Genomic DNA, 15,442 nt, shown 5'->3' on the forward strand with positions numbered 1-15,442 from the left:
AAATTCTCTACTGACTTACTATTGTAAATTGTTTTTTATCCAGCTAAGCAGTGATTCTTCCTTAGGGGCCCAGCCAAGTAAATTTCTTGCGTGAGCCGCACGTACACGGCTGTTTGAAGCGATGGCAAAACGCGCCCAATCCCCAATCTCTGCAATCGACTCGTCTGCGGACCAGCTTATCGTCTTGCCGCCAAAGCCTAGCGCCTCACTGACCGATTTGGCGATGTCCCCGTACGATTCCTCCCCATTTTCGGCAAAGAAATACGATGCGGAAGGTGCTTTTTCAAGTGCCAACACATACAGCTGAACCAAATCCTTGATGTGTACATTGGACCAGCGGTTTACGCCTTTACCAACGTGAACGCCACCTTTCAGCTCACGCGACTTGCGAATAATTTGAGGCAATTGATCGCTTTCCACAGGCAATGCTAATGCATCACCATAGATCATAGACGGGACAATCACGATGCCTCTCACCCAATCCTCAATTCCAGCCCTGCGCACGAGGTTGTTGATCGCTACGCGATTTTCCCTAATATCCATAGGCACAAACGGCGTTTCCTCGTCAAAAATATGTTCGCTCGCTGTATCGCCGCGGGCATCATCCCCAACCACACTCGAACCCGAAGTATGCAGAAATGGTTTCCCGCTTCCGCGCAGCGCAGCAATAAAAGTCTCAACTGCCACTAAATGATCAGAATCGGCCGTATGAATAACTGCGTCGCTGAGTTTGGCATACTTCGTTAGAGTATCTGTATCATCCAACGTTCCAAGTATAGGCTCTATACCGATTTCCCTTAATGCTTCCACCTTATCGGGATTACGAACCAGACCGTAGACGGTATGCCCCGCATCAAGCAAAGCTTTGGCCACCCATCCACCAATATAGCCTGAAGCTCCTGTAACAAACACTTTCATAACTATCCCTCCTCAATCATGTTGTATAACTTAAATTAAGATAACTTTTCAATAACGGCTTTCGTTACAGCAAGCGTAGATTGCGGGTTTTGACCAGTAATGAGGTTGCCGTCCACCTCGTAATGAGTAGACCAGTTCGGCGCTGCCACGAATATTGCTCCTAGATCACGAAGCTTGCTCTCCAGCAAGAAAGGCAGATGCTTGTCCAGCGTCGTTTGGGCTTCCTCCCGATCTGTAAATGCATTGACTCTTTTACCCGCTACAAGCGGTTGTCCATTTGTCAAAGTTACACCAACCAGCCCCGCAGGACCGTGACATACAGCAGCTACAATTTTATCTTGTTCATAAAAATCACGCAGCAGCCTCTTCAGGTTTTCGTCATGCGGTAGGTCGTACATCGTTCCATGACCGCCAGGCAAAAATATAGCGTCGAACCCTTCAGCAGATACTTCATCCAGTTTTATAGTGTTCTCCAAATATTTCTGTGCATTCAATATTTCTTGCGGAGTGTTAGCATCAACACTTCCAGGATCAATTGGGCCGATTCCTCCAAGCGGGCTTGCAACCGTTACTTTATATCCTTGAGCCGTAAACTCCATATATGCTTCGGCGAACTCTGAAAGCCATATGCCGGTCTTTTTTCCTTCATGAATATCGGAATGGTTCGTAACAACGATCAGCACTTCTTTTGACATAATATTTAGCCTCCATTATTTTTTATTCTGCTGCTTCTTTATTTTAAGGCTCAGTTCATATATAAAACAAATTACGAAATAACTGTTCATTTATAATTATTTTTATAAATTAAACAGAATGATCCTTCGTATTTTCCTTAATGACTGACATGATTTCATTGATTAGAGACAAATGCTTATTCTTTAACTGATAAGCGAGATATAGCTCGTTTTTTACTTTTAAATGTTTAAAAATAACTTTTGTTTTCCCTGCTTTTAACGAATCTTGCAAGAGATATGTAGGGATGACACTCAAGCCCATTCCAAGCTCAACAGCATTCAGGATCATATGTAAATTAGGAATGACATGAATAGGTCTAATTTGAGGACGCATCTTAAAATGCTCTCTCCAAATTCTTCTTATGATTGGCAGTTCCAAGCCATAGCTGATCCATTTCTGTTCTGAGAGCCATTGCTCTTCAAGCTTCAGATTATCGAATGCAACAATTTCATAATCGCTTGGAGCAACGATAACAAACTCCTCATCCATCAATTTCAAATACTCGATACCGGGCGTTTGAAACCTTTTGGACATAATGAGGATGTCTAGCTTGTCTTCCTTCAGCAGCTCCAGCAATTGCTCAGCAGTTCCAAAATGTGAAATGGTACAAACATTATATTTAGGAAGCTGCGGCAGTATTTTTTCACTAAAAAACTCATGCGCCGCTCCAATCTTGATTACGCTCAACGTAGGCAAAGAAGTTGATTTAAAGTTCATCGTCGTATTCTCTAACGATTCAATGAGCGGAGCGAGCTGGGAATACAACTCCTTTCCCCGCTCTGTCGGGGTGATTTTTCTAGTCGATCGAATAAATAAAGTTTCTCCGACCTCCGCTTCCAAGGCAGCTAAATGCTGACTCATGGCCGGCTGCGTCATCATGCGGGTTTTTGCTGCTTCGGAAACGGATTGATGCTTGTAAATCGTGCAAAAGCTTCTATACCATTCAAAATCAACCATGCTGAATCCACCTTTGTACTAACATAAATAACACTATATTATCACACCTTGCCAGTGGGAACATGCATTTAAAACACATGGGAATGCAGTTCTATAAAATATTGTTAATATCAATAAAAGTAAGTACAGAGCCGGTTTAGTCAAATAAAACAAATACACAGAAGAAAAACCTTCCAGCAATCGCTTAGAAGGTTCTTTTTGTTGCTTTTAGTGAAGCTTTTCGTCATACAAAAAACGGTCCAAAACTTTCTTGAAGACAGTTTTTTGCATAGTTTGTTACGTAGCAATATCATGTTGCATGATTTTATTGCAATCTAAAAAGTCTAACCGCTCCACTTTATACAAATCATAGATCTGTTGCGCATTATTTATCGATTTATATATTTGATGGTTTATATCATTTGCTAATTTGGCATACGGTAATTTTTCTATCGCCTTCCTCGATCGAATATTTTGTTTACGGACTTTCAAAAATACCGTTTCGATATTATGCTCAAGGAATAGTTCAGTAAAAAAGGATTCCTTCGCTCGTTGGTTATAACCTTTTCCAAAATAAGGAGTTCCAATCCATGTGGCTAAAAAGCCGGTTTTATTAACAATATCATATAGATCAATGGTACCAATGGGATGTCCATTCTCATTTATTATTGTTCTAGATATACATGTCTCCTGTTCTTCTTCAACGATCAACTGTTTGGTTATGAATAAGTATTGTTCATATAATTGGCAATTATAACGAACGTAAGGAAAAACCGCAGGATCCATCATTAAGTCATACAGTGAATGGCATTCCTGCAAATCACGTTTTTTTAACATTAAATCTACCACCTAGTCCTTTTATTTCGCTATTTCTAACCATTAAAGTATATAAAAGAACTTCGATGCTTTAATTAATTCTATATGGTCTTTGTGTAAATTCATCGTAGAAATTACTTACGCTTTAACTGCGGCAGAGAATGATGTGAGCTGATCTTATCAGCTTGTCCACCATCCCCATTTAAAGCGTGTCCTTTAGCAGATAGTTCACTAAATGAGCAATAAAAATAGCCACCTGGAAGGGTGGCTCGCACTAAAAAAAGTGAAAATGTATAAACTGCTCGACTTATCCCAAACTCCTCATGCAAATCAGATCCTCTAGATCTTCGCCAATAATGTCGATTGCTTTGACGTTATGTACACGATACGATGTCAACCAGGTATGGCAGGAGCAGTCATACTTTCAAGAAACAAGGTCGAATTAATGACTAGCGTTTCTTCAGGCCAAGTTCGCGTCAGAATCCGCCAACCTTGCTTTTTTAACTGCGATTCATCAACCGCTTCATACATGATTCGCTTCATTCCCTCAGCTGTTCGAACAGCTACTAGAGAATCTGGGGATGTACGTTTAATTTGATTCAGCACCCCAAGCTTATCTCTAACGAGACTAGCCACGAATACTCTACTATATGAGCTATAATCAAAATCTGATCCATTCTCCAATACAACAGTCACTTTATTCCCTAATCCCATACGCTCGAGCAAAAAGCATGATGAATCATAGGCCACAGGATCAATTTCTAGGCAGAGAACCTCAACATCCCCGATAAGATGCAAAATAATAGGACTTAGTGGCATCGGCCCACTTCCAACAAAGACAATCCGCGACTTCTCTTTCTGACCATCCGCTCGAGTAATCCGGCGAAGAGTGGACAGCTCCTCACTAACTAAGGCCATATAAATGTTCCAGTAAGACAGCCTTCGAATGTTATCCAAGACGGAATCCTCTGATTTGCTAATGTGAAGAGAATCGCCTAACTCTACTAAAAATTCGGCTTCTGACAACTTATCCTGCAAATTTCGTTGGTTCATTCGAATATATTCGTTGCTAAGAACGGCCTGTACCTCCTCCGGTAAGTAGTGGGAACGTAATTGAAGTGAAAGGCGCCTAATCATGTTCGTAACTAATTGATTAGCAGGAGACAGATCAACTTCTTTTTGAAGAAGTTCATTTACTTCACGGATAAAAGCGATAAAGCCGTCAACCATTTGTATTCTTGTTGTGTTGCTTGTAAGTAAAATAGAACCAGATGAATAAACCTCCATTTACCCATTTCCTCCTTCATTCTCGATCCAATTTCTTACTACAGAATATATTCATATGATTAAGGTTGTATACGAATATAGGAACATGGATGGAACAAAGTAAGGGGACGCGAAGGTTCGCGTCCCCTACTCACTCAAATACTTACTAAGAACCAAATGCACTCCGCAAAATGACTTTTATTTCGTATATAAGCTTTTCATCAGTTCACGGTTTTTTTTCCTAAACAAGTCATTGTGCGAGGATACCATTCCATTCGCATTTGCATCCGGAGTCACGTATTGCTTTGCTTTATTAACTGCGTTCGCAGCGTCCTGGAACGCCCCCGCAATGAGATGCAGCTTTCCATCATGGTGTAAAATATCTCCTGCTGCATAGATGCCTGGTACGGAATCCGGTATATTTGTTAAAGAAGTCATTCTCTCGATTCCTGCAACTAATTAGAACTTGATGTAAGATGCTTAAGAATAATTCCTTGACACGAAGTTTTTCAATCCCTCCAGATGCATGAACATTCTGATGAAGCATGATTTGTACTTGGATTTGCTCCCGGTTCAAGCCTGAAATGAGAGTCGCATTCATGAGTCCAATTTACATCATCTAACTTATCTATTTTATAAAAAAGCGAATATTTCACGCAATATATTTTTCGGCTGGATGACTAAACGATAGACATCTTCTATTTCATAGGTACCAGCAGCAAAGATCTCTGCTAATTTATTTAAATTTATCATTGCTCTCTACCTGCTCCCTAGCATCAAGTCGTTTTTAATGTAAACTTCGAGAATGTTGTATTTATAATTCTCTCATATATTTCTTCGACAATAAATGATGCCCTTATAATATTATCAGAATCGATTACATCAATAGAGTGGCGTAAGAGGTTTTCCTATTTCAAGCAGAACCTTTCGCTGGAATAACTTTAATCACAAAAACCGCCTGAAGGCTGTGACAGCCGGTTCAGACGGTTCAGACGGTTTGGTTTGGAGAACGCTCTATTTACAGAAGCCTACCGAAATATATCCACATTCTCTTGCAGATACCCGTCCAGCGTTCGGGGCTGTCTGCCGAGCAAACGCGTGACATCGTCCGTTGGCCTTTCCGGCACCAACGTAGACATCGTCTGAATTTCTACAACGTGGTTTGCGAGCCAATGGGGCATGCGCCCTTGCTCAGTCAGATTGCGAAGCATCACTTGAGGCTCCACGTTTATGTAGCGAATCGTCTTGCCTAGCAAAGCGGATAGCTTATCCGCGATCTGCGGATAGCTGTAGATCTCCGATCCGGTAAGCGTATAAATACGACCGGCTGCCTCCTGGTTGGTCAAAACTTCTGCTGCAACGTCCGCTATATCCCGGCAATCGATGAAATTGCAAGGCGCATCGCCCATGACGCCGAAGAAAGCACCTTGAGCTGTAATCGTCGGAACATGGCGCAGCAAGTTTTGCATGAATGCATAGGGACGCAATACCGTGCGAGTCATACCGGCCTCGTCCAAAAACGACTCGATATCGCGATGCCAGCCGGCGACTGCCACGGGCGAGAGCTCCTCGAAGGCTGGACTGGATATTTTGACGATATGCTCGATGCCGGCTTCGGCGGCGAGGCGAATGATCGTCATTTCCATCTCGACCTGTCTCGGGCTGTTGGATATGGTCATGAAGAGCTGCTTCACTCCGGCAAACGCGCGGCGAAGCGATTCGGGATCGGCGGCATCTGCCCCTGCCACCTCGATCGTGGATTTACCTGCATCTCCGAGCCGGTTGCGCAGCATCTCCGGTTCCCTGCTGAGCGCCCGAGCGGGCACCTCAAGATCGGCCAAACGTTTCAAAAGTTCGCTCCCTATCGTGCCTGTTGCTCCAATAATCGCTATCATCTTCTATCTCCTCCGTTTAACGTGTCATTTTTTTCCAACGCCTTGCGCCAACGCCATGTTATGATCGTGCTTGCAATCGTGCCGGATAATGGAAAATCGATCCATATCCGATCAAACCAAATCGAATAGTCGCTCAAACGAACTGTATCCGGCACTTTGTTCGTCACCCATGCGGCGTAAAAGCCGAGCGAAGCGCAGATTATCGCGAACATGACAACGACTAGCAAACGAGGCGGTCCAACAACCCATCGTATGCTTCTCCCCCGTTTGCGCAGCCAAAGCCCCAATAGCCATGCAATCAGTGCGGACGTTCCCCCAATTGTGGTTAACGCAGCGATCTGAAGGCTCTTGTCGCCTGTGATCAGTCCCCCGATGCCTGCCATGACGGCGGGCGAAACATAGGCCATCAGTACTTCGCGCCATAGCACAAAACCTTTCAATTCGGAACCTTCCGTTGCAAGGCTATAAGCAGGATCTGTATTGTGCGAATGCTTCACATTGCTCATGTTGTCACCCCTTTCTTCCAAAATTTGCTACAAATGTTTATATCGCCATATAATTAGGCGCCTAACTATATGGCGGTAAATAAGGGCTAGCATGACTAGCCCGTTTTACCCTTTCTTTATGCTACCATTTTCCTTGGATGCGCTCGGCTCGTCGGTCAATGCTGACATGCCTTGCGTCACCCGGCCTAACAAATCGAGAAATACTCTGCGCTCCTCGACCGTAAGCAAGCGGACCATCGCTTCCAGTCTCTCGAAGTGCTCTGAAGCCATGTCGCGAAGCTTGCTCGCTCCATTCTCAGTTAAGATGACTGACTTCTGACGGCCATCCGCCGAACTGGTCCGGCGGGATACGTAACCGTCCCGTTCAAGATTGTCGATAAGCCCCGTAACGGTAGCACGCGTTACGCCTAGATGCTCCGCTAATTGCGAGGGCAGCTCTTCGCCCTGGTGATCTTCAAGATCCGCTAATAAACGATACCGGCCTGTGGACAAACCGAATCTGGAAAAATGAATTTCCGCGGCATGTTCAAGCTTGGCTCCAGCGGCCATCAGCCTAGACGCGACAAGTACGGCTTGCGCATCGACGTTCAACCCGTAGCGCTCAATCTGACGTTTCGTTTGGACAAGTGAAGGAACAGCTTGACTATCCATCATTACATTTTTATCGTTCGCCATAAATGTAGTATGGCACCTAATCATTTTTGAGTCAATATTTTTTTTCGCTGTCATCCCAGCTCCTCTCCCCCTCGTGAGTGTCTAGTAACACAAATGGGCGAATGCGCATAGACTAGCGCTGAATATCATGATTCTTTGGCATTGGAGATGTGAGAATTGAGCAATACAAAAACAACTAAGGATAAAGCACAGCAATTTTCCATGAAAAAACTTTCACCCGTAAGCATTGTAAGAGAGCTTCCTCCCGTCCGCGGTAATTTAAGGACCTCCTCCTCAAATTCTAAGCCCTCCGATAATCAAATGGGCACAATATTGGCTATCGATGCATGCGTAGATCGCGCTTTTCGAATTCCTATATTTTTGAGTACAACAAACTCAGTAAATGACCTGCAAGGACAATTTCTGAATCGTCTTATTGCGGAAATTGAAGATGCATTGCTCTTTCCCCGCACATTGCCTGTAAGCGAACAATATCCAGAGAGCATCCTCACGAATATACGACGCTTGGTTTTTTCAAGCTACGGGTTGCTCACGATCAACTTCCGCAAATTTTTTGTTGAAATTCTTCAATCCAATGTGGGGCAGCCGCCATCGAGCACTCCGTTCTGGGAAGGATCGACTTTCTCTCAAATCGAGCCTGCCATGGCTTTTCAATTCGGAATTCCAATATTATTAGTTAGAGAGAAAGGAACGGACGTCAATAATGGCGTTTGGGCTGGTGGAATCACACCTCTCAACATATTTATTGATTGGGATTCCGACAACCAATCCGTTGACGATTTCTTTAACAGTGTTCAATGGAGAGAGGTCTTTGCAAATTGGACTGCAGAGGTAAGAGGTAACTATTTACTAAGAACGGAACCCTTGTTCAATAATCAACATTAATTATAAATCCACAGCCTTAATGGCTGTGGATTTTTAAGAATGAAGGTGAACCAAGTGTGAGCGTGTGCAAGTGATTAAGCCTAAAAAAAAGACAACCTTCATCAAAAAGGTTATCCTTTACACAGTTAAAATGTTATTCATGTACTTCTAAATGACTTATTAAGAGATATGTAATTCGGGATTTTTGCGGTAAAAATCCGCCCAAAGCTCCAGATTGTCAGTTGTAACCAGAGATGTCGGATATTTTTTTGCGATTAACTCCATATCCTCAATCGTATCAATCGGCCAAGGGCCGGATTCAATGCCGTGCTCCGCAATCATTTCCGCATATTTCAGCGTCATAAATTGTTTTTGCACCCCAAGATACGTACAGCGGATCTCCTTCATAAACGGGAAAACGTAAGGCATACTGCCACCGCAAATCATTCCCAATTCAATATTAGGATCAAGTTCTCTAGTACGTGCTATGGAAAAATGGTCGAAGCTGATAATCCGCGATTGGTCCAATGTATTCGTACGGCGAACAACATCCAGCACCGATTCTTCCAGTCCCGGATACCGGTCTCCGGTTTGCTTTAATTCGATAAGCACAGAAATGTTGCCCTTGAGCAATTTCATCGCTTCCTCCAGCGTCGGGATCGTTTCTATTTCCTTCACACGGAACCTTTTCAATTCCTCCAACGTATAATCGCGGATCAAACCTTGCCCGTCCGTCATACGGTCAATGGCAAAATCGTGCATCAGCACGGGCACACCGTCCTTAGACAAATGGACGTCTAGCTCCAAGTGGGTAAAGGACAAGTCAATGGCAGCCTGAAACGAAGATAATGTATTTTCCGGTAATCTCACCGGATAACCCCTATGCGCTACACCTCTGATTTTCATAGCCTTATCCTCCACTATTATGAATTTATGAATAGGCATTCGGCTGATAAAGTAAACAGCAGAATCTGCAAGCAAATTCTAGTATTTCTTAACTGTCAGATTCGAATCCGCCGGTTGTTCGATACGAGAGACTTTCTGAAACCTCTGCCGCTCTACATAGTTGGCGAATCTTGCAAACATCATGCTTGTCAGTACAGCAAAAAGCACGAAACCATAGAAGCCGGCTCCTAACCCGATACCCGCTCCACCCACGAACAGTATCATGGCCGCCGAAGTTCGTAGTATAGTTCGAAATGACGTACGATATCTGACACGGCGCCTGCCAGAGCATCATTCATTGCCTTGCCTCCACTCCAGAGCGATCTTTTTAGTTTGTGCCACTAAAACTTCATGATTTGATCCCGATCCGCATTTTGCCCATATGCATTTAATGGCCGATGATACAGAGGTAATTTTTCATATAAAACCTGTGCAGCTCTTACTAATTCTTCATCCTCGATGGCTACAATTCGGGTGCGAACTTCAGACTTATCGATTTCCACGATGCGTATGGAAGGATGACACAACCCTGCAGCAGTTTGAATAAAATTCCATTGCCCTTCCTTTACAATGGAGTGTACGTGATTGTGGCCGTTGAAGTAAAAACAGTTTCCTTGTCTTTTTTGTAATACGGCTCGCATATCAATCGTAGGATCAATATGCATCTTCTCATCCAGTGACCCAGTTGTCGTGTTATATAGGGGATGATGGGCAAAAACCAAGATTGGCTTAGATGGAGAAACGAGCATTTGTGCCTCCAACCATTCCAATTGTTCCGGATTAAGATGACCGCTATAATCTTGCGGGTCCATTTCTCTAGTCGAATCAACAAACACGAACAGGGCATCACTTGTTTCATATACATCGTTTAATGGTTGATCAATCAAATATTGAAGTTTTGTTTTAGGTAATTCATATGCATCGTGATTCCCTAGTACTTGTCGAAACGATACACCGGAGCTACGAATATACTGATATACGTTTTCGAATTCTTCCTCCGTTCCCATGTGAGTCAAGTCGCCAAGGGAGATGTGTAAATCTGCCTCGATTTCGAATAGCTTTTGCAAATATTTTTCATAGAAATATTCTTTAGCCCTTAACAGTTCTTCATTTCCTTGCACAAATTTGTTATCAAAAAAATGCAAATCTCCAAATAGCGCCAAACGCATCATTTTATCTCTCCCCTATCTAAATTTGAGTCGATTTCATTATTCGCCAGAAGGCACATCAATTGGCTGATCGATTGGGACCGGAATTCCGAAATCGGGATTACCTTGTTCATCCCATCCGAATTTTTGTGCTCTAGTACTTCTATGCGCACTTCCTGCGCCTGATACTGAAATAGCGTGGTAGATTATCCAATCTTCCTTGCCATCAGGTGACTTAACAAAACTATTATGTCCTGGCCCGAACACTTCGTTTTCCAAGCTCTTTTGGAATACTGGACTTTCGGTTTTTATCCAAGATTTTGGATTCATCAAATTATCCTGTTCAGAGCACGTCAGCAAACCTAGTGAATAGTCATCAGACCAACAAGTGCTAGCCGAGAACACAAGAAAAATCTTCCCGTTATTTTTCAAAATTACAGGGCCCTCATTAATCGCCATACCACCTTGCATTTCCCAAGGGTCCGTTGGTGCACTTAGCAGGACGTTTTCTCCTTCTAATGTCCAAGGATTGATCATTTTTGCCATATAAATCGCAGACCCATACTCCGGAAAATGGCCATATCCCGCATATAGGAAAAAAAGACTGCCCATATGTTCAAATACCGTACCGTCCAAGCCTGCATATTCTGTATTAATAAATCCTTTATCCGTCCAGGTTCCTTCAAAAGGGTCATCTTCCTCATTCTCAAGGACAAATATTTTACGAGTACTGTCCCCGCCCCCATCATTCGCCGTATAATATACATACCATTTTTTGTTAATATAATGAATTTCTGGAGCCCAAAGATTATTACTGTTAATTCCGGTCTCTTCCGGGATCCAGATTGTTTTTTTGTCACCGTTGGCGATATTCGTAATATTGTCTGATCTCCATAGGTCTAGACGATTCCTTCTTGTAACCATAAAATAATAGGTTCCATCTACGTGTTTATACATCCAAGGATCCGCGCCATGCACTAGTAATGGATTCACAAAAGTTTTGCTCATACGATTCCCCACTCTTCTAAATTATTTGAAGTTCGTTTACTCAACAGGTGAAGATCTATACTTATAGTAGTAGTCTTGGCCTGTCGATCCATAGACCCGCCGTTGCTTTTATTTCCCAACTTCACACTTTTTTGAAGGCAAGCATGGAGTAATGCCTTCTTTTCCTATTTTTTAATACCATGCCTAGATATTTGTGTTCATTATACTTAGGATATTTCAAAAGTTATATATTAAATTTAGTACATAATATATAAGTTATAATAAAGAGTATGAGCTGTTGTCTAATTGAAGAAATCATCGCAGATTTCGCATTTTCAGTGAATACCTCATTAACCGCCATATATTCCGAAAATGCAAAAAAGACAGCTGATAAGATTGTTTAAATTAGCATTTCGCTTAATAATGCTTTATGAAATATTCTTTAATTTGGAATACCCTCATTAGATTTATATTAATATACTTCTCACTATACGATTCTGGTGTTTTTCATTCTATTAGTGATTATTGCTTGTAGTTGAGGTATCCTCGGCCGCAATGATAGAAGAGAAGAAATATCTATCCAGAAGTCTCGTAGTTTGGGTCTTTTGTGTTCTAAAATTCATATCTAGAGCTTCAATATTCAATCTGGTCACTCATCACCGCAGAGAAAACGTCCAATCCCAAAGCATCATCCGCACATAATCTACATAGCGTTTAAAAATCGGGATGTGATTGTTTAGCAACATAAACTTCCGGTACAAACGTTTGAGTTCTCAAGCAATGCAAAACTGTACGTTCACACACATTGTCCTAGCCTTTTATAAAAGGCTAGTATCATACCAGAACAAACATCCAATCACTAAGTTCTATCAGTACATACTCTACATGGAAATCAATACACAGGGAGGCGAATTAAAAAACACGCAATAACCTAGGTACGATTTTTGTGCTTTTCATTTATAGGACATCATCGCTTGTGGTTGCAACGTCCACAGTCGCAATGAGAGACAAGATGAGAGAACGCGACGAAAAACGTGAAGAAACAATCTGCTTCCTCAACAACAACAAAGTCTATTAATTGCGTAATCTACATTCGTTAACTCATATAATATCATTAATAACTAAGTCCATTCTTTGGGCTCGTTTTATAAAAATTAATGTGAAAGGAGTACTCAAATGAAAAGTAGAAGGAAACTTAAAGTATGGGTCATGACAAATGAATTTCATCCAAATATTGTTGGGGGACTCGGTATTGTCGCAACCAATTTGACTAAAATGCTGAGCAAGCTCGATGTAGAAGTTATGGTGTTATGCTCCAGTGACTCTAAGCAACTTTCGTTTTCGAACCCTAACGGCAGACTGCGAATCGTTAGGATTCCCAAAAACTTACGTTACTTTAGTCATTACACTCGAGCGTTCAAAGCTAGTACCGTTCTGCGGGCTGCAGTAGCCATGGGCTTCGGCAAACCAGACCTCATTCATGTTCATAGTACGGATTTCGCCGCAGTTGCTTTGGCAGCAAGAAGCTTGTACCGTATTCCTATCATTTATACATGCCATTCAATGGCTTCAAAAGGAATCACTTCATCATCAGGAAAAAACCAAGCCAAACTGTTTCTCACCGCGAAACGGATCGTCGTTCCGAGCAGGTGGCAAGCAAATGAAATCAAACGGCTGAATCCACGTAAACAAGGCAGTATAACCGTCATTCCTAACGGTGTGAAAGCCAAGTCGAAGCAAACTAAAGGTTCTCCTACCAAATTGCTCTATGTCGGAAGACTTCTTCCTTCGAAAGGCATTAACCCCTTAATCAAAGCTGTTGCTTTGTTATACCACAATCACAAGAATGTTAGTTTAACAATCGTCGGAAGCGGCTCAGTGGCTTATCAAAATAGTCTACAAGCCCTCGCAAAGCGATATGGCATTGCTGAACGCATTCATTGGATTAAAAAGAAACCGAACGATGCGGTACAGCGGATGTACGCTACTTATGGGGCCGTTGTTGTTCCGAGCAAAAAAGAGTCGTTCTGCCTTGTCGCGCTCGAAGCGATGGCAAACGGCGTACCACTTGTATCAACATTATCTGGCGGGCTAAAGGAATTTGTGAACACACGGAATGCCCAAGTTATTCATTCCGTTGATAGCTCCACTATCGCCGATGCAATTGCAGCGCTGTGGAAAAATCCGGAGAAGAAAAAGCAGCGTCTGACCAACGCCCATTCGACTGCCGCTCGTTATAGATGGCCTTCAATCGCTCGCCGCTACAAATCACTATATATGAAACTGAGGAAGGTGAATTCTCCTTGAGTGAGCAACCGATTTCTAGAATCGCAGAACGATTTGGAATAAAGGCAAGCAGAATAAAGAAAATTCGGAAAGGAGTTTATCGGGTTGTAACACCTAGCGGGAAAATATTCAGCTTGAAACGAATGCCAAAGCAGCTTGCGCGTTTACAGTGGACCGACCGAGTACTGCGACGTGTCCAAAATAGCGGACCACTTCTTGCATGGCGCAATCCACAAATGCCAGAAGGACGAAGGCTTTATGTAATCTCGCAAAAAGGAGAGCCTTACGTACTTACACCATGGATCTCAGGGAGAGAGCCTTCTCCCCGTTCTTTAAGCGATATGCGAGCATGCGGCGTCGCCTTAGCACAATTTCATTTGGCTGGACGTACCGGACTTAAAGGTAAAATCGCTCATAGCAGGATCGGATCATGGCACTCTACTCTTCGTTATCGGCAACGGAATCTACAAAAAAAGATTACCAAGGCGAATAGAAATGGTTTCAGTCCTCCGATTAACCGCTTTGTACAACAGCACCGCTCGGAAATTTTGCATTATTCGAGCCAAGCGGGAGCGCTGCTGCGAAACAGCGGATATCGAGCTTATTGCCGTAGTCCGCGCCAAAACGGAGTACTATCACACGGCGATGGAGGGCCCAGCAATTTTATTCTAAATGAAAAAGGAACATATCTTATCGACTTCGAAACGCTGCACGTCGATTTGCGCGCCTACGACCTGTTTCGAGTCATCTATAATTCGTGCAAAGATTACAATTGGAATTTCGCGATTGCTAAGGCTATTCTGACAGGTTACCGCAAGGTAGCGAAACTAAGTAAAACCGATTATGAACTTATTAAAGTCTGGTTACGGTTTCCGTACACTACGTACTTGGTGCTATCTTCTTTTGAGAAGTTTCCTTTAACTACAAGCTGGTTGCAATGGGCGCTAGCATCAGAAAGGAAAATCGGCTCGTTCCTGCAAAAGCTCGACAATTATGCTGCGAAGCATAGCCAATAAATTTGCGGTAAAATCACTGGTTTGAATATTTCATTTTCACCGGGCTCGACTTTCTAAAAGATGCTGTTCTTCCTTCGCAGGCAGTAATATTAATAGAGTAGACTCAACAAACGTGATTGCTTGTTTCCCACTCAGTGATTCAACTGCAGAAAAACCGGATTCACTTAGATACTTCGTCATCATCAAGTTGGCCTTTAAAACAACCACATTACTAATAGGTTTCTTCCACTTCAGTCTCGCCCTCAATAACAGCAAGGCATCCCTGGCATTAAAATTACACTGGCCTGCTGGAGAATCAAAAACGATTGATTTTACCATTTTTGAATTTTAGCACTTTAATTATAAAAATAAACAATGAGATAGCTTATAAACGAAAATAGCGAGTAAACCAATAAGGTCTATTCGCTATTTTTTTCAAATTCATTATGATTTTCTAACTCTAATATATG

At 42.6% G+C, this 15,442-nt stretch carries 15 protein-coding genes and 1 pseudogene; 3 read left to right on the forward strand and 13 right to left on the reverse strand.

Features of this window, described 5'->3' with window-relative positions; all coding sequences use genetic code 11:
• Window positions 1-18: 18 nt before the first annotated feature.
• The 9 genes and pseudogenes from AC1DOV_RS07140 to AC1DOV_RS07180 form a co-directional block, all read right to left on the reverse strand.
• Window positions 19-918 carry an NAD-dependent epimerase/dehydratase family protein gene (locus AC1DOV_RS07140; RefSeq protein WP_477509787.1) on the reverse strand — a complete coding sequence of 300 codons (900 nt, stop codon included), beginning with the start codon at window positions 916-918 and terminating at the stop codon, window positions 19-21.
• A gap of 35 nt (window positions 919-953) precedes the next feature.
• Window positions 954-1,613: a type 1 glutamine amidotransferase domain-containing protein gene (locus tag AC1DOV_RS07145; RefSeq protein ID WP_477509788.1), complete on the reverse strand. Its 660-nt coding sequence runs from the start codon at window positions 1,611-1,613 to the stop codon at window positions 954-956.
• Window positions 1,614-1,722: 109 nt separating this feature from the next.
• Complete coding sequence (locus AC1DOV_RS07150) at window positions 1,723-2,610, reverse strand: LysR family transcriptional regulator (protein ID WP_477509789.1); 888 nt, start codon at window positions 2,608-2,610, stop codon at window positions 1,723-1,725.
• Between the two features lie 276 nt (window positions 2,611-2,886).
• Window positions 2,887-3,426 (reverse strand): GNAT family N-acetyltransferase, encoded by a 540-nt coding sequence (locus AC1DOV_RS07155; protein ID WP_441883974.1) that lies wholly within the window; start codon window positions 3,424-3,426, stop codon window positions 2,887-2,889.
• A 372-nt stretch (window positions 3,427-3,798) separates the two neighbouring features.
• A complete protein-coding gene (locus AC1DOV_RS07160) occupies window positions 3,799-4,692 on the reverse strand; it encodes a nicotianamine synthase family protein (protein ID WP_477509790.1) in 894 nt (297 codons plus the stop codon).
• A 177-nt stretch (window positions 4,693-4,869) separates the two neighbouring features.
• Window positions 4,870-5,082: pseudogene (locus tag AC1DOV_RS07165) on the reverse strand (thioredoxin reductase); the annotation flags it as partial.
• A gap of 617 nt (window positions 5,083-5,699) precedes the next feature.
• On the reverse strand, window positions 5,700-6,566 hold the full coding sequence (locus AC1DOV_RS07170) for an SDR family oxidoreductase (protein WP_477549563.1): 867 nt from the start codon (window positions 6,564-6,566) through the stop codon (window positions 5,700-5,702).
• On the reverse strand, window positions 6,563-7,072 hold the full coding sequence (locus AC1DOV_RS07175) for a hypothetical protein (RefSeq protein ID WP_477549564.1): 510 nt from the start codon (window positions 7,070-7,072) through the stop codon (window positions 6,563-6,565). The genes AC1DOV_RS07170 and AC1DOV_RS07175 overlap by 4 nt, the downstream gene beginning before the upstream one ends.
• A gap of 105 nt (window positions 7,073-7,177) precedes the next feature.
• A complete protein-coding gene (locus tag AC1DOV_RS07180) occupies window positions 7,178-7,747 on the reverse strand; it encodes a MarR family winged helix-turn-helix transcriptional regulator (RefSeq protein ID WP_477509834.1) in 570 nt (189 codons plus the stop codon).
• Between the two features lie 300 nt (window positions 7,748-8,047).
• Here AC1DOV_RS07180 and AC1DOV_RS07185 point away from each other — a divergent pair, with 300 nt between their 5' ends.
• Window positions 8,048-8,632, forward strand: a complete 585-nt coding sequence (locus AC1DOV_RS07185) for a hypothetical protein (protein WP_477509835.1) — start codon at window positions 8,048-8,050, stop codon at window positions 8,630-8,632.
• Between the two features lie 159 nt (window positions 8,633-8,791).
• Here AC1DOV_RS07185 and AC1DOV_RS07190 read toward each other — a convergent pair whose 3' ends face one another.
• The 4 genes from AC1DOV_RS07190 to AC1DOV_RS07205 form a co-directional block, all read right to left on the reverse strand.
• Window positions 8,792-9,517, reverse strand: coding sequence for a glycerophosphodiester phosphodiesterase (locus tag AC1DOV_RS07190; protein WP_477509793.1), 726 nt, complete (start codon window positions 9,515-9,517; stop codon window positions 8,792-8,794).
• A 78-nt stretch (window positions 9,518-9,595) separates the two neighbouring features.
• On the reverse strand, window positions 9,596-9,781 hold the full coding sequence (locus AC1DOV_RS07195; protein ID WP_477509794.1) for a hypothetical protein: 186 nt from the start codon (window positions 9,779-9,781) through the stop codon (window positions 9,596-9,598).
• Between the two features lie 116 nt (window positions 9,782-9,897).
• Window positions 9,898-10,728, reverse strand: coding sequence for a metallophosphoesterase family protein (locus AC1DOV_RS07200; RefSeq protein WP_477549565.1), 831 nt, complete (start codon window positions 10,726-10,728; stop codon window positions 9,898-9,900).
• 36 nt (window positions 10,729-10,764) lie between these two features.
• Window positions 10,765-11,712, reverse strand: a complete 948-nt coding sequence (locus tag AC1DOV_RS07205; protein ID WP_477509796.1) for a glycoside hydrolase family 43 protein — start codon at window positions 11,710-11,712, stop codon at window positions 10,765-10,767.
• A 1,155-nt stretch (window positions 11,713-12,867) separates the two neighbouring features.
• Here AC1DOV_RS07205 and AC1DOV_RS07210 point away from each other — a divergent pair.
• Together AC1DOV_RS07210 and AC1DOV_RS07215 are read left to right on the forward strand one after the other, a co-directional pair.
• Window positions 12,868-13,998 (forward strand): glycosyltransferase family 4 protein, encoded by a 1,131-nt coding sequence (locus tag AC1DOV_RS07210; RefSeq protein ID WP_477509797.1) that lies wholly within the window; start codon window positions 12,868-12,870, stop codon window positions 13,996-13,998.
• Window positions 13,995-14,993, forward strand: a complete 999-nt coding sequence (locus AC1DOV_RS07215; RefSeq protein ID WP_477549566.1) for a phosphotransferase — start codon at window positions 13,995-13,997, stop codon at window positions 14,991-14,993. The genes AC1DOV_RS07210 and AC1DOV_RS07215 overlap by 4 nt, the downstream gene beginning before the upstream one ends.
• Window positions 14,994-15,442 lie beyond the last annotated feature (449 nt).

Source organism: Paenibacillus sp. 01T47 (assembly GCF_056398245.1).

Bases quoted from the DNA above. Each gene is read 5' to 3' on its own strand.
- AC1DOV_RS07180 (WP_477509834.1), bottom strand. From the start codon at position 7,747: ATGGCGAACGATAAAAATGTAATGATGGATAGTCAAGCTGTTCCTTCA.
- AC1DOV_RS07175 (WP_477549564.1), bottom strand. From the start codon at position 7,072: ATGAGCAATGTGAAGCATTCGCACAATACAGATCCTGCTTATAGCCTT.
- AC1DOV_RS07170 (WP_477549563.1), bottom strand. From the start codon at position 6,566: ATGATAGCGATTATTGGAGCAACAGGCACGATAGGGAGCGAACTTTTG.
- AC1DOV_RS07190 (WP_477509793.1), bottom strand. From the start codon at position 9,517: ATGAAAATCAGAGGTGTAGCGCATAGGGGTTATCCGGTGAGATTACCG.
- AC1DOV_RS07195 (WP_477509794.1), bottom strand. From the start codon at position 9,781: ATGATACTGTTCGTGGGTGGAGCGGGTATCGGGTTAGGAGCCGGCTTC.
- AC1DOV_RS07210 (WP_477509797.1), top strand. From the start codon at position 12,868: ATGAAAAGTAGAAGGAAACTTAAAGTATGGGTCATGACAAATGAATTT.
- AC1DOV_RS07200 (WP_477549565.1), bottom strand. From the start codon at position 10,728: ATGATGCGTTTGGCGCTATTTGGAGATTTGCATTTTTTTGATAACAAA.
- AC1DOV_RS07140 (WP_477509787.1), bottom strand. From the start codon at position 918: ATGAAAGTGTTTGTTACAGGAGCTTCAGGCTATATTGGTGGATGGGTG.
- AC1DOV_RS07185 (WP_477509835.1), top strand. From the start codon at position 8,048: ATGGGCACAATATTGGCTATCGATGCATGCGTAGATCGCGCTTTTCGA.
- AC1DOV_RS07155 (WP_441883974.1), bottom strand. From the start codon at position 3,426: ATGTTAAAAAAACGTGATTTGCAGGAATGCCATTCACTGTATGACTTA.
- AC1DOV_RS07150 (WP_477509789.1), bottom strand. From the start codon at position 2,610: ATGGTTGATTTTGAATGGTATAGAAGCTTTTGCACGATTTACAAGCAT.
- AC1DOV_RS07160 (WP_477509790.1), bottom strand. From the start codon at position 4,692: ATGGAGGTTTATTCATCTGGTTCTATTTTACTTACAAGCAACACAACA.
- AC1DOV_RS07205 (WP_477509796.1), bottom strand. From the start codon at position 11,712: ATGAGCAAAACTTTTGTGAATCCATTACTAGTGCATGGCGCGGATCCT.
- AC1DOV_RS07145 (WP_477509788.1), bottom strand. From the start codon at position 1,613: ATGTCAAAAGAAGTGCTGATCGTTGTTACGAACCATTCCGATATTCAT.